This is a genomic window from Acinetobacter sp. GW821-FHT01E09, from assembly GCF_059422385.1.
In genome coordinates, this window is sequence record NZ_JBWKWU010000001.1 from 1,324,870 (window position 1) to 1,348,890 (window position 24,021).

Below are 24,021 nucleotides of genomic sequence, written 5' to 3' on the forward strand. Positions count from 1 at the left end.
AAAGCTCATCGTAAGATGGGCTTTTTATATGGCTGAACGAAAATAAAAGGTAATATAAAAGGTAATATAAAAGGTATAGAAAGTTAAAGAATGATTTCTGATCTGTGTTGATTGATCAATACTCGATAATTTTAAAATGATTAAATGGAATTAAAATCTCATAATAAAAACTTACCATGTGACTGTTTGGTTAAATACCGAAATAGATTAAATCAGCCATAACACTGAAATTTCGATGATTTATTTGAAACTTTGAAATCAAATGTAATAAAGTTTCACATAAACTTGCATAACTCACATATCGAAATACTTTATTGGAAATTTAATGTTATTCCTAATAGACGTTATTCAATTCAGTATGAGGTATATCATGTTAAAGACCGTAGCATTATTAGGGACTGGAATCGCAATTGCTTGCTACTATCAGTCACATAAAAATAATCCTCAGAAAACCAAGGGTAAAAATTTAGCCAAAACCAAAGATGATGAGCATAAAGAATCCTCAGCAGAAGCAGTACATTAAATTTAATGAAAAACCACCGATTCGGTGGTTTTTTAATATGGGTATGGCAATCGTAAAACTTAATCATGCTTAACTGATTGTCGATACAGTGATAAAAGCTCTTTAAAGGACTTTTTATAATATTAAACGATAGCGTATTTGATCTTAATTTTGATGTTGATAAAACCAATTTGTCGCATGTGCAACTGTTCTGTCTACAATATCGGGTTGCTCGTAATACTGGAAATGGTTGGTTCCATTTTCCCAGATAAGCATTTTATCTGATGTTGGAATTGAATCGAAATGACGACGAGCCGCTGCTGGATTCATACAGGTATCCGAATGAATGATAAGCGCGGGTTTCTTTAGTTTTGCAACGCCAGCTACAGTTGAATAAGAAAAATGATCAAGATCACTCATAATTGCGTAGCGATTCTCCCAGTTTTTTAGCGTCCATGCTCCATACCAACTCCATATAATTGGACCAGGTAAGCCTGCATTTGAGCCTTTGACGCGATCACCGAGGTCTGGCGATACGAGTGGCTGATAGATCACTTCACCTGTTGTCTCGTAAAGAACTTTGGCATCCTGTGCTTTCTTTAAACGAATTGCTAATAAGGCTTCTAATTCTTGGATTGTTGGTGCAGATTCAATATCAAATGGATTTTCTGTCACACCTGCCGCAAGCATAAATAAATCAGTTTCTCTATCTCGATAATATCCAGTAACAGAAACAACGGCTTTAACACGCGCTTCATAAGATGCGATATCCAGCATTTCAGGTCCACCTTGGCAAACCCCTAATAGAAATATTTTATCGGTATCGACATCGTTACGGGTAAAGATGTAATCAATTGCAGCAATGACATCTTCATTTTTCATTTTTGGATTTTCAAGGCGACGTGGCATGCCTTGGCTCTCACCAACAGTTCTTGGATCAAATGCGAGGGTAATAAAGCCTTCATCTGCTAAACGTGTCGCATACTGAGTGGGTGCCTGTTCTTTTTGAAAAGAATATGGCCCAAGAATAATAACAGCGGGGAGTTTCCCATCGGTATTTGGCTTATATAAATCGCCAACCACTGTATCACCATGTGAATCAAATGTTATTTTTTCTACAGCATAGTTACCATGTTTGGGCATTGTAATTTTCCTTATCGTCATTAATTTTGAGTACCCATTCAGCCTATATAAATATATTATTGAGAACAATCTCATAAAACTTTATAGAATAGTGAAAATGGCTCATCAATTGAAAAGCGGTGAACTCTTTGCTTTAACAATTTTTTTATCTGTGGCCTCTCATCGGAACTTCCGTGCAGCTTCGGTTGAGTTAAACGTCACACCTTCAGCAATTAGTCATGCCATAAAAGGTTTGGAAAGCCGCTTAAATGTTCGGCTTTTTAATCGAACCACACGCAGTGTTTCTTTGACTGATGCCGGAATCCAATTAGTTCATTCACTTCGACCATCCATGGAAAATATTTCAAATGCGCTAAATCATTTAGATGATTTTAGAGATCAGCCGAGTGGTGTACTTAGAATCAATGCCAGTGAAGGGGCGGTTAGGTTGGTTTTAAAACCTATTCTTAAAAAGTTCTTACAACGTTATCCATTGGTTCATTTAGATATTGTTTGTGATGGTAAATTAACCAATATTGTTGAGGAAAATTTTGATGCAGGCATACGCCTTGCAGACGATATACCTAAAGAAATGGTTGCAATCCGTTTGACTGAAACCGCACGCTTTGTTGCTGTCGCATCCCCAGACTATTTATTAAAAAATTCTACGCCACTTGTTCCGCATGATCTTTATGAACATGATTGCATTCGTTTCCGTTTTGATAGTGGCTTAATTTTTCGCTGGGAATTTGATATGAAAGGCATTATTGAAAAGATAGATGTCAAAGGACCTTTAACACTTACAGATCAAACATTAATGGTTGATGCTGCAATAGATGGTATTGGTATCGCATTTGTACCCGATCATTTGGTGAAAAATGCTGTGGAAAATCAGAAATTAAGTATTGTTTTGGAAAAATTTAGCCCAGTGTATCGTGGTCTTAGCCTTTATTATCCAGGCTATCGTCATGTATCCACTACACTTAAGGCACTGATCAATATGATTCGTGATTCATCAAGCTATTGATATTCATTATGTCCATTTCCAAAAGTTGCAAAAAGCTTGGCTAAAAAGTTCATTTTCGAATTCAACTTATTTGCCTATATCAAGCGATCTAAACAGAAATAACGAATCATTTCAAAACGAACTTTCCATTCCAGATGGAGATTCAATTGAATGTAAAACGTGGCTGAGCCGCTTACATTTTAGATATGGGTTTATTACATTTTAGGCATAAGGAAATAGTAAAAAATTAAAAAAATACTAGCTTTTATATAAATCCATACATTTTTTAAGGTTTTTAAAAATATATCGCAAAACAGTGACAATTTTATCTCAAAGTGCTTTGCTTAATTTCTAAAAATAGGACATAACTATTAAAGTAAAATTTTTAATTACAAGGGGAATAAAAAATGCTTTTAAAATTTGCCACTCGATTCGCAAGTATTTTATTTGGAATATTGACTTTAATTGCGATCGTGATCCATTTTGTTTTTTCGAATCAGTTATCCATTGACCTATGGATTGTGCTTTTCCCAGTTATTTTAGCAGTTCCAATTTTAACAGCAGTTTTGATGACTGGTGATGATGAGTTAGGTGTTCAATCTAGTGAGTGGAACAACTCATAATTTTTAAATCTAAGCTCATCGAAAGGTGGGCTTTTTTACTGTATGAAAGAATTGATTTTGAACCTGTTAAGTTATCTAACTTTATCTTTTAATGAATTTAGGAGGGATATAGACAGTGACACCAACAAGTTTTTGACGGTATACAGGTATAGTGAGCCCAGTTATGCTCTAGCTTAAACTTGTATTTGCAGTATTTTACTTCAACAACTGGATCGTTGATGAGGAGAACCACATTGCGATATTTATTGTTTATACTCAGTTTTTTACTATGTGTTGAATTGAAAGCGCAAAGCCCATTAGACGAACCTTTTTTGCAAGCCGGTGCAGTTGATGATCAGTTCAATATCATCAATCTCGAATTGTATAATGGTTTAGTCAAAGCGATTAATCACAGTTTTTCGAGAATTAAGCCCAATCAATCAGATGATTTAACAAACATTTCTAGAATTAGATTGACTAGCAATGAATTGTTGATTGTCTCTGATTTAAAGAGTATTGAGTCTACAAAAGATCTAAGAGAGAAATTTGATGAAAACAAGTATAAAAATCTGTCCAAAAATAACATCTGTAGTAAAAGTGATTTATTTGAGTCTGAAGTATTTAAAAAAACAACACAAGGCAATATTGTTTATCAATTAAATAATGCTAAAGGTGAGTTTTTGAAAAGTTTCACAATGAACTATAAAGAATGTTTATAGATATTAGGTGTTTAAATGAATACCTTGGGATAATTACTATATATTTAAATACTTATTGTACAGTCGAATTTTTTGTAGCTCAGACTAATTTATAATTTTTAAATTAACCCCAAAAAGTAGAATTCCTTAGCCATTTCTAAGGGATAGCAAAATGTGGAATTTCATCAAAAGCTTTAATTGTATAAATGTATGGCTAATCATATCTTTGATTGCTCTTGGATTGGTATTGTTTCTATATTTTTCTTAGGCTTAGATGATTTATAGCAATTCAGAGGCAGTAACATAAGTTTGAAGTATCGAGCTTGTATAGGGCATAGCGATATTTTAGCTCTAGTGGATGTGAAGTTGGATGATGCAGATTTATAGGTTTTAATAGAATAATGAAAAGAAATTATACTATTCAATAAAAATAAATATCTAATTTATATCGTGTGTAAACAATGATGTTTGTGATTTTAGTAGATCGTTTGGAAGCATGGCGCTAGATGAACTCTATGTATATAATCAATGTAATTAGAAAAATTCTAAGGACTATAAAAATGAAATTGAGAATTTTATTGCTTTTATCATTTAGCCCGCAAATTTATGCAAATCAAATAGATCATTGCAAAATTATTGCAGAAAGCGCTGGAATGATCATGCAGTTAAGACAGTTTGGTGTTGATTTAAATACAGCATTTAATTTAAAAGGCGAACTAAGTAATAATGCAAAAAATTTAGAAGTCATCATTGCTGATGCAGAATCAAAACCCGTGTACGCCACAAATTTAGGTAAACAAAAAGCAGAAGAAGAATTTGCAGCTGAATGGAAAAAATTGTGTTTGGAATCAGTTCAGTTTTTGAATGATGGTGCAGGTCCGACTTAATCAGTTTATCGCGTGGATCAAAGAGAATAAGATTGTTGTTTCGCTATAACCTATAGGTAGGGCTATATTTTTGGAAATGTAATCAAATATAGATTCCCGCGTATCTTTATAATTTTTATTTTATAAGAATTTAAAAATAAAACACTCCAGAGATGCCGCTGCATGGTCGTTACCCTGAACCCGATGAGTTCAAGGTGGACGCGACGTACACTTAATGGGTTTCCCACTCAAGGTGGGCATACACTCAAAATATACAGAACACATCCATAAGTTTAAGTATCGGCAGGGGAATAGACGTACTGGCGAACACCCTAGAGTTGTATTAAGTATACATAATTTGGAGATTGTGGCAAATCACCAATGCTCATAATTTATAAATACAGCATAAAAAAACCAATCAATTGCACGAAAAAAAAGCGGTTTATCCCGCTTTTTCAACATCTTCTAACATGGTCGCTAATAAACGTTCGCATTGTGCATATTCTTGTAACGATTTATTCATGCCTAAAACTTCTTGCATCAGTTCTAAAGCCACCATGATCACCAATTTATTGTGTTCAACATTGGGTGCTTTACGGCGGAATTCTTGAAACTTTTCATTTAAAAGTCGACCAGCACGTTCGAGTTCTGGTTGCTTATCTGTTGTGGTGCCTAAACGGAAACTTTGTTCGATTAAGCGTAATTCTACAGTCACATGTTCAGTCATACTCATACTTCCTCATTAGACTCTGATGGATGAGCAAGCTGTTGGATTTCTTGCGCATGATGATCTTGTTCAGACCCTAAAATCGAAAGGCGTTGAATAATGGCTTCCACTTTTGTTTTGGCATGTTCATTTTTTTGAATTAAACGTTCACGCTCATCTTGAAGACCTTTGATGTCTTGTAAGTGATGGCGCTGCTCATTTGCCATTTTTTCTTTAACCACACGCAATTCATTACGTTCAGCCAAAATTTCCTGAAAACGATTTTTTAAATCGGTACAGCTTTTTTCCAAACGCCCATAACGCTCAGCTAAAGATGTGGCATCTGTATTGAGCTGTTGAAACTGATTTTGTAACTGAGAGAGTTGCTCAGTGAGCGTATCAATTTCATCTTGTTTTTGGGTGATAATGCTATTTTTATGGCTAATTTGAGCATGAGATTGCTCTTCGCTGTTATCCTTTTCTTTTAACAGCGATGCATTTTCTTTCTCAACAGTTTCAATTCGTGTTTTTAAAACACCAATATGCGTCTGTAGACGCTGTAATTGTTCTAACATAACGGGTCGCACAGATTTGCAATCAAAGGTAATATATACAGAAGTATAGAGATTGGATAAACGAATGCAAGACGATATTTCAGGTTGGTCAGATTGGAATCAAAATTTTGAGGGGATTGAGGAAATTTCAAGCCCGAGTGAGTTACATGGCTTACTGACAGGTATAGTTTGTGTTACTGAAGTTCCGACTCGAGATGAATGGTTACAAATTTTATCTACGCTTGATGTGCCAAAATTAGACGATGAAGCGCTTGCACTATTGTCTGATGAAGCCGAGGACGTATCACATGCACTTTCAGATGATGATTTAGACTATCTTCCAATGCTTCCAGATGATGAGCATACATTGGCTGAGCGTGTGCAATCACTGGCAGATTGGTGTGCAGGGGTTGTGCTTGGCTTTGGTTTGGCTTCTGGGCATATTCGCGCAGATGAACAAGAACTCATTGAAAGTTTACAAGATGTCGCGTCTGTTGAGTTTGATGAATCAGATGATGATGATGAGGGCGAAGCAAGCTATCTTGAGTTGTATGAATTTGTACGCTTGATCCCTGTGTCATTATCAATGGGACGAAAAAAAGTTCCAGTATCTGAAAGCCCTTTATTGCAAAATTTTCATAGCAAAATGAAACAAGCAATTGATGCTTCTGAAAGTAACAATGTTGTAGAGATGTTTACTCCACATCGCCCAAGCTAAAACTAAGAAAAAAGCTAAGAAACTTAAACTTTGAGAACATCTATGTTTGATGAGCAGCCAGTTTTACAGCGCCCTTTACAGTGCTTTTTTATTCGCTTTAAGAACATCGAAGTTGAATAAAGTAGTGATGTAAAGGGTTAAATTTTTTTAATTTGGAATGATTTGCTTGTTCTGTTGTCGCGATTTAGCGTAGAGCAAGAGAAATAATAAAATTATTTTAAAATATGCAAATATTGAGTCATCTGTATTTGCATTCATCTAAGCGTAATTGTAAGTTAAAGCTTCTTCCAAATTAATCATCTGAAATACAAGCTGAATAGAGAATGAAATTAACTCAAGCAGATTTTCAGGAACGTCGTGACCGCCTCGCTGAACAAATGGGTCCCAATAGCATTGCAATTATCTCAACCAGTCCAGAAGTCATGCGTAACCGAGATGCTGATTATAAGTTTCGTACGGACAGTAGCTTTTTCTATTTAACCGGTTTCGCAGAGCCACAAGCAGTTGCAGTCATAGAGACAGATGAAACTGGTGAGGAATATATCTATAGCTTGTTCTGTCGTGAACGTAATCGCGAGATGGAAATTTGGAATGGTTACCGCGCTGGAATTGATGGTGCGGTTGATGATTATGAAGCAGATGAAGCTTATGCGATTGATCTGCTTGACGAAGAAATTATTGCTAAAATTTTAAATAAAGAAAAATTATTCTATCGTATTGGTCAACGATCAGATTTTGATGCCAAGGTCAGTACTTGGATCACTAAAGCCAATGAATCTGGACGTGGTTTTGGCGTTCCATCGCAGTTGATTCAACTTGATCAAATTTTAGATGAAATGCGTTTGCATAAGTCCGATCAAGAAATTGAATTGATGCAAATTGCCTCAAATATCAGCGCAGATGCGCATACGCGTGCCATGCAAAAAGTTCATCCTGACATGATGGAATATGCTTTAGAAGCTGAGTTGAATTATATCTTTGGTCAGAGTGGTTGTGTTCCTGCTTATAACAGTATTGTGGGTGGTGGAAAAAATGGCTGTATTTTACATTATGTTGAGAACAACCAACCCCTAAAAGATGGTGATTTGGTGTTGATTGATGCGGCTGCTGAGTATGAATGCTATGCCTCAGACATCACTCGTACTTTTCCTGTAAATGGTAAGTTTAGCCCTGAACAAAAAGCGCTATATCAAATTATTTTAGATGCACAAATTGCTGCGATTGATGCAATTCAAATCGGTCATTCTTATAAAGAACCGCATAATGTTGCAGTACGCATCATGGTAGAAGGTTTGGTCAAGCTTGGTATTATGCAAGGTGATGTTGATCAAATTATTGAATCTGAAGGCTATCGTCAGTTTTATATGCATGGTACAGGGCATTGGCTCGGTATGGATGTGCATGATGTTGGCGCATATAAAGATGAAAATGGTCAATGGCGTAGCTATGAGCAGGGTATGGTTGTTACTGTTGAACCAGGTTTATATATCGCACCTGATGATGAAACAGTGGATGCAAAATGGCGTGGTATCGGTATTCGGATTGAAGATGATGTGGTTGCAACTGAACAGGGGCCATTGGTCTTGACCAAAAATGTGGTGAAATCGATTGAAGATATTGAAGCATTGATGGCAAAGTCAGTATAAGTTTTTAATTTGAAAGGTGAGTATGTATGGATACTTACACCGTTTTAGCTAAGCCAGTAGAAACAAATCGTTTGATTTTACGCAAGTTTGTTCACGGTGATGAAATCTCACTTTTTCATGAGTATTGCGGAGACAGGGAGTCTTCGAAATACTTACAAAGGCGACCACATGCCAATATTGAGCAAACCAAGTGTATGTTTGAAAATTGGAGTGGTACAAAATGGGAAAATAATGATAAAGATTTTGCTTGGATTATTGGTGAGCGCAAAACCAATTTAGCCATGGGGCTTGTGATGTTTATTCACAAAGGAGATCATGGTGAAATTCATTTTGGGCTTGGAGGTAAATTTCAAGGGCAGGGCTTTATGAGGGAAGCAATCACTGCTGTCATTGTCTATTTAAAAAATAACAGTAGGCTTAAAAGAATTGAGACTTTTTGTGATGCAGAAAATTTGAAATCACGAAACGTTCTGATTGAAACAGGATTTACTGAAACAACCTTGTTAAAGCATTGGGCTATATTTCCAGCTTTGGGAGATAATCAGAGAGATTGTCTAGCTTTTATGATTGAAATCAATTAAAAAATAGATGCCAGTCAAGTAAGTTTACAAATAACAATACTCAAGTAATGAGTCAGTACTTTTATTGATGCTGCATATTTAAACAATACCTTTAAAGTGCCATATCGGTCGAGCTAAATAACACTCTTAATTCTTTGACTGAAATTCTCATTTTTCATACTTATGTTAAAAATAGCGTATTGATTCAGTACAAATACAGCCAACAATTTCCTATTTCAATATAAAAATGACTTTGCTTGATGTAATATGAAATCAATCAAGATTATAAGTATTCAGTACGCTGAATCACATATAGAAAGGATAAAAGCATGCAACAAGAAGTCATCATCGTCGGCGGTGGAATGGTTGGGCTGAGCTTGGCTCTAATGTTGGCAAAAGCCAATATTGCGGTAAAGCTTTTAGAGGCTGTGAAATATCCAAATTATGATGATGCCAATCTTGCACCTTACCATTCCAGTTTTGATGCACGGAATACCGCACTGTCACGTCGTACCGTACAAATTTATCAAAAACTTGGTCTTTGGGATGCCTTACAAGAACATGCGACTCCTATTCTCGAAGTGCATATCACTGAACAAGGCAGTTTTGGTAAGGCACGCTTAGTCGCAGATCAAGAAAAAGTCGAAAGTTTTGGGCAAGTGATCGAAAATGCATGGCTAGGCCGTGTACTACTGACTCAAGTTCGCCAGCAAGCTTTAATTGAATTGATTGACGGTGTACAAGTCACCTCACTAAAACAAGAGGGTGACTATGTATATGTTGAAGCCAATCGTGGTGAAGAATATACCCATTCACTTAAAGCCAAACTGTTGATTGCTGCAGACGGTCGTGATTCTTTCTGCCGCCAAGCTTTAGGTGTTGGTGTGGATGTACATGATTATGATCAGGTGGCAATTGTCACAACAGTACAAACTTCTAAACCACATCATCAAGTGGGCTTTGAACGCTTTAGCCATTTAGGTCCATTGGCATTGCTTCCACTGCCTGGGGAATGTCGTCGTTCAGTGGTTTGGCCAGTGAAAAAAGGCACAGAAGATGAATGGTTAGGTGATGAAAATGACCAACATTTCCTCGATGCTTTACAGCAAACTTATGGTGATCGTGCAGGAAAATTCCAAAAAACAGGCAAACGTTTTAGCTTCCCATTGGCACAAGTACTTGCTGAAAAACAAGCGGTGGGTCGGGTAATTTTGATGGGCAATGCTGCACATACCATTCATCCTGTTGCTGGGCAAGGTTTTAACTTGTGTATGCGTGATGCAGATGTGCTGATGCGTTATATCACAACGCAAATTGCGCAATCTGATGATATTGGTCAACCTGAGATGTTAAAGGCCTATGAACAATCTCGCTTAACTGATCAGCAGCGTGTGATTAAATTTTGTGATTCTGTAGTGCGTGGATTTAGTAATCAAAATCCAGTCTTGAAATTATTGCGTAATACTGGCTTGGTGGCTTTTGATGTGATTCCGGGGATTAAACCTTTGGTTGCCAATTATGCGATGGGATTAAAAGCATGACACAGCAAGATATGTTAGATGTGGTGATTGTTGGTGGTGGTCTGGTGGGTGGCTTAACCGCATTACTTCTAGCAAAAGGTGGTGTGCAAGCCACTGTTTTAGATGCAGCCCCTATTTTAGATGCTGAAAAGACTTTAGATGTTGCTAATCCGCGGGTTTTAGCGCTGAGCCAAGCCACGATTCACTTGTTAAAAACGGTGAATGTGTGGGAAAAAATCGCTCGCCAAATGCCTTATACAGGCATGCAAGTCTGGAATAAAAATGGCTATGGTGAAATTAACTTTGGGCAAGCCTCAGAAAACTTTCCCACAGCTGAGCAAAGCTTAGGTTCAATGGTTGAACCAAGTTTATTAAACCTTGCCATCCAACAGGAAATGTTGGAGCAACTGCAAGATTATCGTACTCAAGTTAAAGTTGTGCGAGTAGAGCAGGGTGTAGGCTGCTGGATCATTAAACTTGCAGATGGGACTGAGCTAAAGACCAAGTTAGTGATTGGTGCAGATGGTGCAAATTCATTTGTGCGTGATCAAGCATTTATCGATCTTGATGTTTTAGATTATCAACAGGCAGGTTTGACCTGTGCGATTCGTACCACACAACCACACCAATATGTGGCTCGTCAGATTTTCCATCCGACAGGCCCATTGGCATTTTTACCGATGGCGAGTTTAAAGCCAGAACAAGCTGAACACTGGATTTCAATCGTTTGGACCTTACCTGATGATTATGCAGAAGAATATGCGCGCTTAGATGATGCTGATTTTTGTGAATTACTGACACGTGAAAGTCATCATATGTTGGGTAAGATCGTTGAAGCGACACCACGGGCTCAATTTCCACTTAAGGCGCGTGCGGCACAACGTTATGTAAAAGATGGGCTGGCCTTGATTGGTGATGCAGCGCATGTAATTCATCCTTTAGCTGGGCAAGGCGTAAATATCGGGTGTTTAGATGCTGCTATTCTGTGTGATGTATTACTTAAAGATAAACAGCGTGGCGTATGGGCACATGAACAAACCTTAAAGCGTTATGAACACCAACGCAAAGGGCAAAATGATGCCATGATGCATAGCATGTCGATGATTGGTTTTGTAGAAACTGCGGAAATATTTCCATTGGTTTGGGCGCGTAACTTTGGCTTAAAACAAGTTGAAAATATGCCATTTTTAAAAGATCAATTTATAGCACAAGCCAATGGGCTGGCAACTTTAAAAAGCACGCAATATGCCATTTAATTGGATTTCTGATATTTTTTAACCAATCATTTAAACAACATTACGAATTTGATGAAAAAAAACACGATTTTGTGTATCTAGATACTAGTCGAATGGCGAAGAGCTTGATACATTTCTCTGTAAAACATCACCATTTTTCGGATGGTACATTGACGTCATTGATGGGGAGTTAAAGATGACAGATACAAATGATTATGATGATAATTCAGAAGATCATGCAGTAGACGATGATGAAGCTAAAGCGGCTGAAAAAGGCGCTGCGGCAAGTGATTCTACAGTTTCAGACACAGATTTAGCTGAAGCTGAAACACTCACCGTGACAGCGAAAAAAAGACAGCGTGAAGCGTTGGAAGATGAAGTCGCTGCATTTTTAGCGCGTGGTGGGAGAATTACCGAAGTTCCTCCAGATGAATCTGCTAAAGATTGATTTTAAAAGCACCGAAAGGTGCTTTTTTAAATTTGGTTGGGATGCTGTCTATTTTTTCTTAGATGTTTAAAGCTAAATCCTGAATGTATGATTATTTGTGCCTTTTCGCTTGAATTTTTAAGAAAATAATCATTTTGTAAATGACTGATGATAGCGAGTTGCTTTAAAAGCATGGCTGCGTAAATCATCAGTAATCTTGTACTTTTAATTATTTGTTTATCTGTGTCAGCGCTTATACGTGCCAGATTGATCAGTGTAGGATTAAAATTTATCGTATAGAGATTAAGGCTTGGTGGTGAAAGCGACTAGAACAACCAGTCACTTGCAGAAAAGCAGATTGAGAAATGCTTATACAGGCATTTCTCAACTCAAGAAATAAAATTATTGTTGATTAGTCAGTTCTAAAGCACGTTGATAAGCGATTTTCTTTTTGATACCAGTTAGATCCGCAGCCAGTTGTGATGCCGCTTTGACCGATAAATCTTGTAATAAGCGATTTAAAAGTTGATCTAATTTCTCTTGTTCCACATCTTGATCTTTGGCATCTGGCGCACCACCAATGACTAAAACAATTTCACCTTTTTGCTGATTACGATCATTTTCAATAAATGTCACCAACTCGCCCAAAGTCATTTTTTTAATCGTTTCAAATGTTTTGGTAATTTCACGTGCAAAACCAACAGGGCGATCTGCACCAAAAACATTAGCCATATCTTTGACACTGTCTAAAATACGATGAGGCGCTTCATAGATAATCATGGTTTGTGATTCATGTTTTAATTTTTCTAATTGAATCAATCGTTGCGATTGTTTAGATGATAAAAAGCCTTCAAAGCTAAAACGATCACTGGGTAAACCCACCGCACTTAGCGCAGCAATAGCAGCACATGCACCCGGCACAGGAATGACGCGAATACCATTCTCCTGAGCAGCACGGACCAATTTAAAACCCGGGTCACTAATCAATGGTGTACCAGCATCACTAACCAGCGCAATATTCTGACCACTTTTTAATTTTTCAATAAGTATATCAATTTTGTTACTTTCATTGTGATCATGACACGCTGTGAGCGGAGTTGAGATATTATAGTGCTTTAATAATTGAGCAGATTGACGTGTATCTTCTGCCGCAATAACAGAAACAGACTTTAAAACTTCAATAGAACGAAAAGTCATATCATCTAAGTGCCCAATTGGGGTCGCTACGACGAATAATTGAGCACTCATAAAGGTCTCCATGAAGAATAAGTTAGTGTTGAACAGTATTAAAAGAGTGGTTGTGTTGGGAATGGTTGGATTTACAATCCAAGTTCACGCAGAAATTCTGGTTATATTACCTGAAACAGGCCCTATGTCGCGAGCGGGTTTGAGTATTAAACAAGGAATATTAAGTGCCGCGCAGGCCTCAAAGAATGAAATACCCTTAAAATTTGTCGATTCAGATCAAAAGACCATCAAAGCGCTGTTAAAGCAGCATGTCAATAAAAAGACTAAAATGATTATTGGGCCTTTGGCTCGTCCTGATGTTGAGGCTTTAATTAATTTAAAGCCTAAAGTACCTGTATTGGCACTTAATGAAGTTTATCCAAGCTATAAAAGTGTTTGGCAGTATAGCCTTTCTAAAAATGACGATGCTTTGGCACTGCTTGACTATATCCAGCATGATAAAGTCAGCAAACTCTATGTGGTGCGTGAAAAAGGCACAGAAGCAGAATCTATTAACTTTTTAAATGCATTATTTGCCAATTATATGGGGGAAGTTGATCCTGTAGAGCATATGCCAAAGTCGATTTCGGATCGAGAGGGTATTTTATTGTTAGGTTCAAACCAATGGTTGACTAGTTTTCCTAAATTACAGAAGAAAAAAATTTATACCCAAGCCATTGCTGTTGATGAAAAAAAGGCCTTGCCTAAAGGGATGAAATTCTGTGATGTTCCAGCCTTATACATCGCCGAATGGGATGATGTGGTCAAAGCTTATAAAGATAAACCGACCTCGTTGCCGTATCAGCGTTTATATGCCTTTGGTGGAGATGCTTGGCATATTGCTGAGCAATTTGTTTTGGATCCGAATGTAAAAAGCTTAACCTTTAATGGGCGCACTGGAAAAATTAAAATTGATGGAAATCGTGTTGAACGTATTCCGCAATGTTTTGAACGCTCAAAAAATAATTTAGTGCCTTTGTGATGACAGGTTTCTCATGGCAAAAAATAATTTAGGACAATGGGCGGAGCAAGAAGCAGTGAAATTACTGCTTCAACATGGCTACGAGATTGTAAAATTGAATTATTTCTCGCGCTTTGGTGAAATAGATATTATTGCGCAGTCTAAACAAGAGTTAATCTTTGTTGAGGTGAAAGCAAGGACCCCGACAAAAATGGGGCGTGCTTTTGAAACGGTAAATCAATCAAAGCAACAAAAAATGATTAAAACGGCGTTTAAGTTTTTACAAGAATATCCACAATATGAACAATATTATTGCCGTTTCGATGTGATTGGTTTTGATTTACATCATAAAATTGCAAAAAACGTACAGCAAGACCTCAGTAAAATCTCTTATGATCAATCTTGGATTGAAAATGCATTTACTTTAGATGCAGACTTGATTAATCTGTGACTGAAATTCATGTACGGTTATTTCAAAAATAAATATATTTTCCAGCATGTTAACGACGTTTAAATGGGTTGTTTAGCAGGCTGAAATTAATAGGAGTCTTGCTGAGTGTTAAAACGTATTGTCATCACCATGATGTGTGTAGCAAGTTTGTCTGGTTGCGCGAGTTTTATCTCAGGTGGTACTGGTTCTTCACCAGTGGGAACAGATAGTGGTGTTCGATCTTTAGGACAAGTGTTTATTGATTCTTCTATTGAGCGAACTGCGAAAATCAACTTGTATAAGTTGGATGCTCGATTTAAGCAATCTCGTGTCAATATTAATAGTTTTCATAGCAATGTGTTACTGACAGGGCAAGTGCCAGATGCACATTTAAAACAGTTGGCAGAAGATAATCTACGAGCAATGAGCGATGTAAAAGCAGTCCATAATTACCTGACTGTAGGCAATCAAATCGGTTATAGCACCATCATGCAAGATGCATCAGTTACTGTGAATACTCGTGGTTTAGTGATGAAAGCGCCTGTAGTTTCAGACAATAAAGTCTTGATCCATACAGAAGACGGCGTGTTGTATGTTTTAGGTCGTTTAAACAATGCTGAAATTGCAGATTTAAATGATGTTTTACAAAAAGTTGGAAATGTGACTAAAATTGTGACCTTGATTGATAACATCGAACAAGCAAATAATTCAGTCCAAACTTCATCTTTCACAGCACCTGTGGTAAATAATGTACAACAACCTGATGTACAGACACCTGTTGCGATTGATCCTAATGCTACAGAGCCAAATAATAATGTTATTCAACAATAGGTTAAAAGTTTTAAAAGTTAGATTTGGAAAGCAGTTTGAACACCTAAAATCTCAATTTAAATCGCACTATCAAGATTTTCGTTTATACGATTTAGGCAGTATTACCATTAATGGCTTGACCCCTAAAAAGGGTTATTCCATTCAGCATAATATTGCCTATGGCTTAAAGGCGAGACAACGTTTAGATTTATATATTTCTAATAAAAAGCAACAAAATGCGCTGATTCTTTTTGTTCATGGTGGGGCATGGAGTCATGGCGATAAAAGTGCTTATAAATTTGTAGGCGAGGCGTTTAGCCGTTTTGGCTATAACGTGGCAGTGCTGAACTATCATTTGGCACCTGAGCATAAATTTCCAAGCTATATTGATGATCTTGCTGTTGCATTGAATTATTTGGAGCAACAACAAGCACGTTTCGGTATTTCAATGGATAAAATTGCCTTGATGGGGCATTCAGCAGGCGCATTTAATATTGCGTCTTTGCTTTATCATCCTAAGCACTACCAACTGGCCATCAAACAAAATATTAAAGCTTTGATTGGAATCGCTGGACCTTATCATTTTGATTATAAAGGCGATGCTTTAGCCGAAAATGCCTTTGATCAAAGTATCCCTTATCAACAAGTAATGCCGTATTATTTTGTTGAAAAAAATGAGGTAAAGCATTATTTGTTCTTGGCAGAAAATGATCAGATTGTTAAAGCCAAAAACTCTTTAGATTTTAAACAGCAATTACTTGAACAAGGCAATCATTGTGAAATTTACACGATTCCTAAAACTGGTCATATTTCAATTATGGGCAGTGTTTCAAGTCTGTTTAGTCGATTCTATAAAACCCGACCTGAAATTATTAAGGTTTTAAATGAAGCAATGAAAAATGCCTAGCAATCGCTAGGCATTTTTGATTTGAACATGTCTCAATCAAGATCAGTCTTTATGCATTGGTCTATTGTGAATCACATGTTCAATCATGGCATGGGCGATACTGCCACTAAAAGGCGTTTCGGGTAGCTGATCAAACTTAAAGAACTGAGCTTCACTAATTTCTTCTTCTTGCAAGACGATTTCACCAGATTCATATTCAGCCTTAAAGGCCAGCATAAGATTACTTGGAAAAGGCCAAGGTTGGCTGGATAAATATTGGACATTTTTGACATGTAGGCCAACTTCTTCCAACGTTTCTCTTTTAACCGCTTCTTCCAGTGTTTCACCGACCTCAACAAAACCCGCAATAAGGCCATACATCTTGCTTTTATTCTTGGCATTTTTTGCCAATAGAATTTCGTTATCGCCACGAGTAATCACGGTGATAATACATGGTTGTACACGTGGGTATTGATGATAACGACAGCTAGGGCAGACCATAGCATATTCAGTGGGATGAACTTCGGTTTCGTGTCCACAGTGGCTACAAAACTTATGGTTTCTTCGCCACTCTAGCAATTGTACAGCACGACTGGCTTGTTCAAATTCAGATTTGGTCCATTGTGAAATCAATTGACGAATCGGGATCAGTTGATATCCCGCTGGAATTTGATCTTCGATAAATAGATCTCGGGCAATAATCTGATCACCCGAGTTAAAGCTGATATCACTTGCTAACTTTTCAACTTTAGGCAGTTGTAAATTTTCATCCACTAAAAGTTGTTGATGGTGAAAGATATATGCAAGTGATAATTCTGACATTAGGCTACCGATTTTAAATTTTGACTACTTGTTAATGCTACATCAAACATGGCTTGTAAAACAGGTTGTTTATTTTGTAGATTTTCAATCATCATGTCTGCACTGGCTAAAACATCCAGCAGTTTATTGACTTGTGCAAGGTTAAACACGTGTTCTTTGTTAAGACCCGTTTGAATAAACTCCGCAGAGAGCAGCAATGCTTTTTGACCATCTTTTGCTGCAAGGAACAATAGCGCCCCACCAATTTCACTTAATTGTGATGGAAGTTGGTCTAGGCTTGTGCTTTGAGGATCTTGTAAATATTGCACCAATGTTTGCGAGCTTAAATCAACCAGCGCTTTGGTCTCAGTCAATAATGCTGCATGTGCTTCATCTAGACGATCTAATGAAATCTGCAAGTTATTCACTTTTAACTGTAGGCGACTCGATGTGTAATTACGCTCTAAGATACCAATCGAATTCATCGCTGATAAAATACTGTTCATCAACTGTTGCGCATAATTTTCATCTTTGAGCATGTTGTCTTGAGACAGTAGGTCAGCCTGTTGTTTCAGTCCGCTATAGGCTTCATTAAGATTCAAGACTTTAAATACATGTGCAAGATCGGTCAGTTTGCTTTTCAATTCTTGGGTTTTTTCATCACTCATATTTTTGTAGTTAAACTCAATATCATTACGGATTTGCGACATTTCGTCCGTAATCAGTTGGCTCACACTATGAATGGTTTCAAAATCAGGGCCATATAAATGGCGGCTAAATATTTGTAATTGTGTGTCAGTCAGAATATCTTCACCAACATTGATCTGTTCGCGGATGTGTTGTGATATTTCATCTTCTTGGCTGATACAAATACTTAGGATATTGGCCGTATCTAATAAAGATGGCTTGAATCCGCTTAGATCTTTAAAGAATAAAGACATATTGGTTTCAATGCTGATCAACGTTCTGAGGCGTGTGTCATTGAGAATGATGTTTTCAATGTGATTTAAAGCAACTGAAACCAAAGCCCAATATTGTTCACTTGCTTGGCCTTTGGCTGCATTTGCCAAATAAGCCCCAACCAGCTTGATACCTTGTAAATCTAAATCTGTTTCTTGCTGTTTGAGAAGTTTATGTAAGCATAATTTATACAGCTTATGTACATACACTGAATGCTCTAACTCAGGTGATTGTGGCAAGTTAAAATTCGGTGTTACACAGTCGAGCAGTGGAATAATTGCTTGGCCTTCTGGTGTTAAGTCTAGACCTAAAGAAAGCTCTAAGCGATTTAAGGTGTCATGCAAGAATTGTGGCGCTCTGACTTCACGAAGGCAAATAAACTCGATATAGCGTTTGAGCATGGTTGTGCCTTCACTCAAAGCAATCACTTCTTGAGTATTGATCTCATGTGGGTTTTGCATCACTTTACGCATCACCGCCGCTGAGAGTTGCGCAATTTTAGCAACATGCGGCATATCGATGAGCATCAGCACATTTACACATTGTTCAAATTGAAGCAAAGCATCATCAATACCGAAGGGTAAAGTTTGGTCTTCAACTAAACTACTGACAGCAGATTCTACCTGTAAAATTGAATTATCGACTTCTTTTTTAATAATAAGTAATGCTGTCGGATCAAAATGTATAGAGGTTTGGTAAGACATTGATCTGCACCTATCCTGGGTATCTGAATGTTTTATTTCATAGCCTCAAAATGAGGCTAATTTTCTAAGTTTTAATATAGCCGAAGAAGACCATCTTTACAGAAAAAATAGCCATCAATTTCAAATTTTATTTTGCAAAAATGCAGGCTTCCCCATGTTTTTCTTGAAATTGTTTGACCCAGTTCTCATGTGCTTCTAATTCTTCATCTGAAGGCAAAATGATTGGGGCATTGATTTCAATTTTTTTCCGAGTTGTATTTCTTTGCGCCTGATCAGTATGTGCAGAAAGAGCATCCATGTCAAAGGATACTTGGCCGCCTGTCATGGCGAGATAAACGTCAGATAAAATTTCAGCATCGAGTAAGGCACCATGGAAAGTACGATCTCGTTGCGGAATTTCATAACGGCGAACTAAGGCATCCAAAGAGTTCTTTTGTCCGGGATGTTTGCTTTTCGCCATCGCCAAGGTATCAGTCACTTCACATACTTCTGAGAGTGCCTGTAGACCACTGCGCTTGAACTCCATATCTAAGAAGTTCATATCGAAGCTTGCATTATGCGCAATAATTTCACTGCCTTTTAAGTAGTCAAATAAAACTTGCGCAATTTCGCTATATTTTGGCTTATCTTTTAAAAACTCATCGGTAATACCATGGATGGCTTCTGAGTCGCCAACTGGTTTTTCTGGATTAATATAGATATGAATCGAACTGCCAGTCAGTTTACGATTGACCATTTCAATTGCGCCAACTTCAACAATTCGGTCACTGTCCTGATAATAGAAACCGGTGGTCTCGGTATCCAGAATAAACTGTTTAGGACCATGTAACTGGACCGTCGCAGGTGTAATCACAATTTGTGGATGAATATCTCGCATTGCGGGTTGGCTCATTGCTGGCTCATCATTTTCATTGATATCTTGGTTAGATGGTTGTTCCATCTCAATTTCATGAGCTGGCATAACATCCTGCTGAGGGTTAATTTCCGATTCTATCATTTCTTCTGATTCAATCAGGTCAAATCCAAAGGGATCGTCAAGCAGCCAGTCTTTTTCATGTTTTTTTTTATCATCGGCCACTGCCAAGGATTCAGTCAGTTTGGTTGGCGCAGTGGTGTTTTTTTTTGCGTCAAGTATTTGCTGTGTACCTAAATTCGCCAATTGATCTGCCATTTCATTGCCTGCATGTCCAGCATGGCCTTTAATCCAGTTCCATTCAATTTCGCGACCTTGGCAGGTTTGATCGAGTTTTTTCCAAAGATCTGGGTTTTTTACATCTTTCCAGTTTTTCTTTTTCCACCCTTCAATCCATTCGGTAATACCACGTTTTACATAGTTGGAATCGGTCCAAAGCACTAATTTTGCTTCGGTTGGGCAAAATGCGATCCCTTCAATGGCCGCGGTAAGTTCCATGCGGTTATTGGTTGTATCAAGTTCACCACCACACAACTTATGTTCTTCTGTTTCAGTGATGATATAAGCGCCCCAGCCACCAGGACCTGGGTTGCCTTTACAAGCACCATCGACATAAAGTGTGATTGTTTGTGACATAGTAATAACCAATGAAAGTGAATTAAGAGTTGAACATCGTGGTTTAAGAATTTATTGTATACGCAAATCGGCGTTTTCTACGCATGAACTGAGATTTTTTTAATTTCTTGTAACATTTGTATGCAATTCGCATTCAAAATTTGCCTTGTAAGCGCGTTTAGCTCTACTAAAATGGCAATGATAAAATAATTTACTAAATGTTGTTCGGAACTCTTATGTTTAAACCTACCACAATGGTGTGGCAACCTACTGCGACTGTTTTCTTTAAATTATCCTTATTAACATCTGCATTCGCAGCATTAGGGTTGACTGCAGGGTGTTCTTCGACGTCGACAACATCAAAAGTTCAAACATCAAAGTCAGCGGGCATGTTGGATGCCAGCAGTCTGGATTCTCTAGAAGATCTACTTTCTGCAACTGATATACGTGCGGTAGAGGGCGATCGTCTATTGATTTTAAAACATGGTGACGTATGGAAGCGGATGTCAGTTGGTTTTAAAATGGATGAAAACCATTGGGATCCTCGTATCGATGCGCAACGGAGTTGGTTTGTTTCACGCCAACCTTATATTGACCGTCTAAGTGCCCGTGCATCACGTTATCTTTACCATACGGTGAAAGAAGCTGAACGCCGTGGTTTACCTACTGAATTAGCACTGTTGCCGATTATTGAAAGCTCTTATGACCCAGCAGCAACCAGTAGTGCCGCTGCAGCAGGGATGTGGCAATTTATCCCAAGTACAGGGAAAATCTATGGTCTAAGACAAACCAGTTTATACGACGGGCGTCGTGATGTGGTTGAATCAACACGTGCCGCTTATGAATTTTTAGGCAGTTTATATAATCAATTCGGTTCTTGGGAGTTGGCTTTGGCTGCCTATAACGCAGGTCCAGGGCGTATCCAGCAAGCAATTAACCGTAACCAAGCTGCGGGCTTACCAACAGACTATTGGTCATTGCGTTTACCGCAAGAAACCATGAACTATGTACCACGCTTTTTAGCCGTGGCGCAGATTATTAAAAGCCCATCTAAATATGGGGTGAGCTTACCGCCGATCGCCAATCGTCCGCACTTTAGAGAAGTTGCAGTTCCACCGGGCGTACAGCTCAATCAAATTGCTTCAATTACCAATTTAAGTCGTGCTGAATTATATGCTTTAAACCCTGGTCATCGTGGTGAAGTTGTTGATCCATCGAGTACCTTACGTATTTTGATTCCTGCGGATCTTAGTCCGACCATCGATGCAAAATTAAGAGTGTTAAAACCGGGTTCTGATAGCGGTTTATGGGCAAGCAATACTGCGCCAACCACAGCTACACGGACTTTAACGCCTACAGCGGTCACCTCGACAGTGACTCAATCGATTACTCCAAGTAAAGCGACACCACCTGCTTTAACAACAGCAAAAACCACCACGACAACCACAGGCACATTGAGCACGCTTAAAAATACACCACAAGGTTCGGATGCGTTAGCGCAATTTGCTGCCAATGCCGATATTCCAAGTGCGCCACGTATCCCAGTTGCTGTGACCAATGCAGCCAATGTAAAACCTGTTGCCGCAGAGCCGCCAATTTCTGCACGTGAAAAAGCACAAATTCTTGCCGCAGTAAAAGCTGAAGGTGAAAAGGAAACGGTTAAACAAGTTTTAGAACCTCAAGCCACCCAAGCTGAAAAAGAAGAAGTGGTTAAAGAGATTAAGGCGATTGCACCACAAGGGACAGAAGTGCTTGACCCATATGATGGTAAAATTAAGCTGACTGCAATTCAAACCAGTCAATCGGTTGCTGAGGTTCAAGGTAAAGAAAATACGGTTGGATTCTCATATCCTAAAGGTTTAGCAGATACCACACCTGCAAACTCGGAAGAAGCCAAACTGAATCAAGATAAGAACTTTAAGAAAACCGAAACTGAAGTTGTGGTTGAACCACCAAGAGGTAAACGCAGTACTTATACCGTTTTGGCAGGGGATACTTTAGCAACGATTGCTTTAAAGAATGGCGTAAATTGGCGCGATATTGCTAAATGGAACCAAGTTGATCCAAACGGAACTTTATTTGTTGGGGCGACTTTGTATTTATATGATGCCAAACCACAAATTGATACCCCTGTGGTTTCTCGCAAAACCACGGATTCAGCTCCAGCCAACTATGTGGTTAAACCAAATGACAGTTTAACCAGTGTGGCAAATCAGTTTGATTTATCTGTTTCACAATTGGCAAATTATAATAATCTGAATACCAACAGTAATTTATTTGTCGGTCAGAAATTAAAACTCAAAGATGCTTCAGATGATAAATTATCTGAAATCAATAAGGCAGTGGTTCGTGCAGATACCTCTAAGCCTGTTGCAAAAATCAAGACCAAGGCTTATGCAGTTAAACGTGGCGAATATCTTAAAGTGATTGCCGATCGTTATGCTTTATCTGTACATGAACTTGCTGATTTGACTCCAGGTCTAGATACCTCAAGTAGCTTATTTGTGGGACAAAAGATCAATGTGCCACTCAATGAAGTTAATGAGCCAGAAGCTAAACTTGACTCTAAAGTGATTGATCAAAGTAAGTTTAAGAATGTGAAAGCTGAAACAAACTATAAAACTGAGAACTATAAAGTTCAAAGTGGCGACAGTTTATCCAGTATTGCGGTTCAGTCTAAATTAAGCTTGGCAGAATTAGCCGAGTTAAACAAAATTTCGACATCTAAAAACTTACTTGTAGGGCAAATCATTAAGATCCCTGCTGGAACAACAACACCCGAAACCTATACTGTGCAATCTGGTGATAGCCTGATTGCGCTGGCAAATAAGTATAATTTGCAAGTCAATCAAATTGCTGATTTAAATGGTTTAAAGAGTACATCTGGTTTGTTTGTTGGGCAGAAATTGAAGTTGACTGGCACGCCTGAAACCAGCAGTAAAGAGAAAGCACAAGCGAGAAATGAGTCGAAATCAGAAGGCGCTAGCAAAGATATCCATGTGGTCAAATCAGGTGAAACACTGGCAAGCGTTGCAAAAAAATATAAACTGCAATTGTCTTATTTAAGTGAATTAAATGGTTTGTCGCGTAATCAGGCTTTGGATATTGGACAACGCTTAAAGCTTGATGGGGAATTACCCAGTAAATCCACGCTATCTAAAGAAAAAGAAGACCTAAAGGCGACTGCGAAAGCAACAGCTAAAGCTTCGAGTAAGAATACTGAAAGCTATGCGGTGAAGTCTGGTGAGTCGTTAAATGCGATTGCAAATCGTGTTGGCATGTCAGTTCAAGAACTGGCTGAATTGAATGATTTGAGCCCACGTGCGGGTTTACAACGTGGACAATCTATTCGTATTCCTAAAACAGTGACTGAATACAAAGTGAAAAGCGGTGATTCATTGATTCGTTTAGCCAGCAAGTTTGGGATTGATACCAGTGCACTTGCTGAGATGAATGAATTAAAACCAAACGCATCATTACGCATTGGCAGCATTATTAAAGTTCCGAATCTTTAAGCGCCATTTTATTGGAGCGACGTTTAAAGCTTAACAT

Annotated in this window: 23 protein-coding genes and 1 other RNA gene; 16 read left to right on the forward strand and 8 right to left on the reverse strand. The window is 38.0% G+C overall.

The features are described 5' to 3' along the window. Window positions 1-370: 370 nt before the first annotated feature. Window positions 371-523: a hypothetical protein gene (locus AC07U8_RS06105; RefSeq protein ID WP_167468933.1), complete on the forward strand. Its 153-nt coding sequence runs from the start codon at window positions 371-373 to the stop codon at window positions 521-523. Between the two features lie 144 nt (window positions 524-667). On the opposite strand, the gene AC07U8_RS06110 is transcribed toward AC07U8_RS06105, so the two are convergent. Next, on the reverse strand, window positions 668-1,645 hold the full coding sequence (locus AC07U8_RS06110) for an alpha/beta hydrolase (protein ID WP_494737514.1): 978 nt from the start codon (window positions 1,643-1,645) through the stop codon (window positions 668-670). A 97-nt stretch (window positions 1,646-1,742) separates the two neighbouring features. Between AC07U8_RS06110 and AC07U8_RS06115 the strand changes: the two genes are divergently transcribed. From AC07U8_RS06115 to AC07U8_RS06130, 4 genes are all read left to right on the forward strand, one after another. Further along, on the forward strand, window positions 1,743-2,651 hold the full coding sequence (locus tag AC07U8_RS06115; RefSeq protein ID WP_494737515.1) for a LysR family transcriptional regulator: 909 nt from the start codon (window positions 1,743-1,745) through the stop codon (window positions 2,649-2,651). Between the two features lie 386 nt (window positions 2,652-3,037). Then, complete coding sequence (locus tag AC07U8_RS06120; RefSeq protein WP_494737516.1) at window positions 3,038-3,253, forward strand: hypothetical protein; 216 nt, start codon at window positions 3,038-3,040, stop codon at window positions 3,251-3,253. A 233-nt stretch (window positions 3,254-3,486) separates the two neighbouring features. Then, complete coding sequence (locus AC07U8_RS06125) at window positions 3,487-3,951, forward strand: hypothetical protein (RefSeq protein ID WP_494737517.1); 465 nt, start codon at window positions 3,487-3,489, stop codon at window positions 3,949-3,951. A gap of 539 nt (window positions 3,952-4,490) precedes the next feature. Further along, window positions 4,491-4,817 carry a hypothetical protein gene (locus AC07U8_RS06130; protein WP_494737518.1) on the forward strand — a complete coding sequence of 109 codons (327 nt, stop codon included), beginning with the start codon at window positions 4,491-4,493 and terminating at the stop codon, window positions 4,815-4,817. Between the two features lie 139 nt (window positions 4,818-4,956). Here AC07U8_RS06130 and ssrS read toward each other — a convergent pair. The 3 genes from ssrS to AC07U8_RS06145 all read right to left on the reverse strand — a co-directional run bounded on the left by ssrS (window position 4,957) and on the right by AC07U8_RS06145 (window position 6,077). After that, window positions 4,957-5,138, reverse strand: a non-coding RNA gene (gene ssrS / locus AC07U8_RS06135) — 6S RNA. A 100-nt stretch (window positions 5,139-5,238) separates the two neighbouring features. Next, window positions 5,239-5,523: a cell division protein ZapA gene (locus AC07U8_RS06140; RefSeq protein ID WP_004819948.1), complete on the reverse strand. Its 285-nt coding sequence runs from the start codon at window positions 5,521-5,523 to the stop codon at window positions 5,239-5,241. A 2-nt stretch (window positions 5,524-5,525) separates the two neighbouring features. Beyond that, window positions 5,526-6,077, reverse strand: coding sequence for a hypothetical protein (locus AC07U8_RS06145; RefSeq protein WP_494737519.1), 552 nt, complete (start codon window positions 6,075-6,077; stop codon window positions 5,526-5,528). Window positions 6,078-6,141: 64 nt separating this feature from the next. Here AC07U8_RS06145 and AC07U8_RS06150 point away from each other — a divergent pair, with 64 nt between their 5' ends. The 6 genes from AC07U8_RS06150 (at window position 6,142) to AC07U8_RS06175 (ending at window position 12,183) form a co-directional block, all read left to right on the forward strand. Next, window positions 6,142-6,774 (forward strand): UPF0149 family protein, encoded by a 633-nt coding sequence (locus AC07U8_RS06150; RefSeq protein ID WP_004819950.1) that lies wholly within the window; start codon window positions 6,142-6,144, stop codon window positions 6,772-6,774. Between the two features lie 323 nt (window positions 6,775-7,097). Continuing rightward, window positions 7,098-8,420 (forward strand): Xaa-Pro aminopeptidase, encoded by a 1,323-nt coding sequence (gene pepP / locus AC07U8_RS06155; protein WP_494737520.1) that lies wholly within the window; start codon window positions 7,098-7,100, stop codon window positions 8,418-8,420. A gap of 26 nt (window positions 8,421-8,446) precedes the next feature. Next, window positions 8,447-9,001, forward strand: coding sequence for a GNAT family N-acetyltransferase (locus tag AC07U8_RS06160; protein WP_494737521.1), 555 nt, complete (start codon window positions 8,447-8,449; stop codon window positions 8,999-9,001). Window positions 9,002-9,309: 308 nt separating this feature from the next. After that, complete coding sequence (ubiH, locus tag AC07U8_RS06165; protein ID WP_034614245.1) at window positions 9,310-10,521, forward strand: 2-octaprenyl-6-methoxyphenyl hydroxylase; 1,212 nt, start codon at window positions 9,310-9,312, stop codon at window positions 10,519-10,521. Continuing rightward, complete coding sequence (locus tag AC07U8_RS06170; RefSeq protein ID WP_494737522.1) at window positions 10,518-11,756, forward strand: FAD-dependent monooxygenase; 1,239 nt, start codon at window positions 10,518-10,520, stop codon at window positions 11,754-11,756. The genes ubiH and AC07U8_RS06170 overlap by 4 nt, the downstream gene beginning before the upstream one ends. A gap of 175 nt (window positions 11,757-11,931) precedes the next feature. Continuing rightward, window positions 11,932-12,183, forward strand: coding sequence for a hypothetical protein (locus tag AC07U8_RS06175; RefSeq protein ID WP_004722066.1), 252 nt, complete (start codon window positions 11,932-11,934; stop codon window positions 12,181-12,183). A 381-nt stretch (window positions 12,184-12,564) separates the two neighbouring features. Here AC07U8_RS06175 and rsmI read toward each other — a convergent pair whose 3' ends face one another. Then, window positions 12,565-13,410: a 16S rRNA (cytidine(1402)-2'-O)-methyltransferase gene (rsmI, locus tag AC07U8_RS06180; RefSeq protein ID WP_327858373.1), complete on the reverse strand. Its 846-nt coding sequence runs from the start codon at window positions 13,408-13,410 to the stop codon at window positions 12,565-12,567. A 10-nt stretch (window positions 13,411-13,420) separates the two neighbouring features. On the opposite strand from rsmI, the gene AC07U8_RS06185 reads away from it, so the two are divergent. From AC07U8_RS06185 to AC07U8_RS06200, 4 genes are all read left to right on the forward strand, one after another. Next, window positions 13,421-14,371 (forward strand): penicillin-binding protein activator, encoded by a 951-nt coding sequence (locus AC07U8_RS06185; protein ID WP_096733564.1) that lies wholly within the window; start codon window positions 13,421-13,423, stop codon window positions 14,369-14,371. A 13-nt stretch (window positions 14,372-14,384) separates the two neighbouring features. Next, on the forward strand, window positions 14,385-14,801 hold the full coding sequence (locus AC07U8_RS06190; RefSeq protein ID WP_494737523.1) for a YraN family protein: 417 nt from the start codon (window positions 14,385-14,387) through the stop codon (window positions 14,799-14,801). Window positions 14,802-14,906: 105 nt separating this feature from the next. After that, window positions 14,907-15,611: a BON domain-containing protein gene (locus tag AC07U8_RS06195; protein WP_419262662.1), complete on the forward strand. Its 705-nt coding sequence runs from the start codon at window positions 14,907-14,909 to the stop codon at window positions 15,609-15,611. Then, on the forward strand, window positions 15,595-16,497 hold the full coding sequence (locus tag AC07U8_RS06200) for an alpha/beta hydrolase (protein ID WP_034614258.1): 903 nt from the start codon (window positions 15,595-15,597) through the stop codon (window positions 16,495-16,497). Before AC07U8_RS06195 ends, AC07U8_RS06200 begins: the two co-directional genes overlap by 17 nt. A gap of 42 nt (window positions 16,498-16,539) precedes the next feature. Here the strand turns inward: AC07U8_RS06200 and nudC are convergent, their stop codons facing one another. The 3 genes from nudC to dnaQ all read right to left on the reverse strand — a co-directional run bounded on the left by nudC (window position 16,540) and on the right by dnaQ (window position 20,490). Then, window positions 16,540-17,298 (reverse strand): NAD(+) diphosphatase, encoded by a 759-nt coding sequence (gene nudC, locus AC07U8_RS06205; RefSeq protein WP_034614261.1) that lies wholly within the window; start codon window positions 17,296-17,298, stop codon window positions 16,540-16,542. Beyond that, entirely contained in the window at window positions 17,298-18,941 is a 1,644-nt protein-coding gene (locus tag AC07U8_RS06210) for a chemotaxis protein (protein WP_151802357.1), read from the reverse strand. The genes nudC and AC07U8_RS06210 overlap by 1 nt, the downstream gene beginning before the upstream one ends. Window positions 18,942-19,068: 127 nt before the next feature. Further along, complete coding sequence (gene dnaQ / locus AC07U8_RS06215) at window positions 19,069-20,490, reverse strand: DNA polymerase III subunit epsilon (RefSeq protein WP_494737524.1); 1,422 nt, start codon at window positions 20,488-20,490, stop codon at window positions 19,069-19,071. A 215-nt stretch (window positions 20,491-20,705) separates the two neighbouring features. On the opposite strand from dnaQ, the gene AC07U8_RS06220 reads away from it, so the two are divergent. Continuing rightward, window positions 20,706-23,984 carry a LysM peptidoglycan-binding domain-containing protein gene (locus AC07U8_RS06220; RefSeq protein ID WP_494737525.1) on the forward strand — a complete coding sequence of 1,093 codons (3,279 nt, stop codon included), beginning with the start codon at window positions 20,706-20,708 and terminating at the stop codon, window positions 23,982-23,984. Window positions 23,985-24,021: the final 37 nt, after the last annotated feature.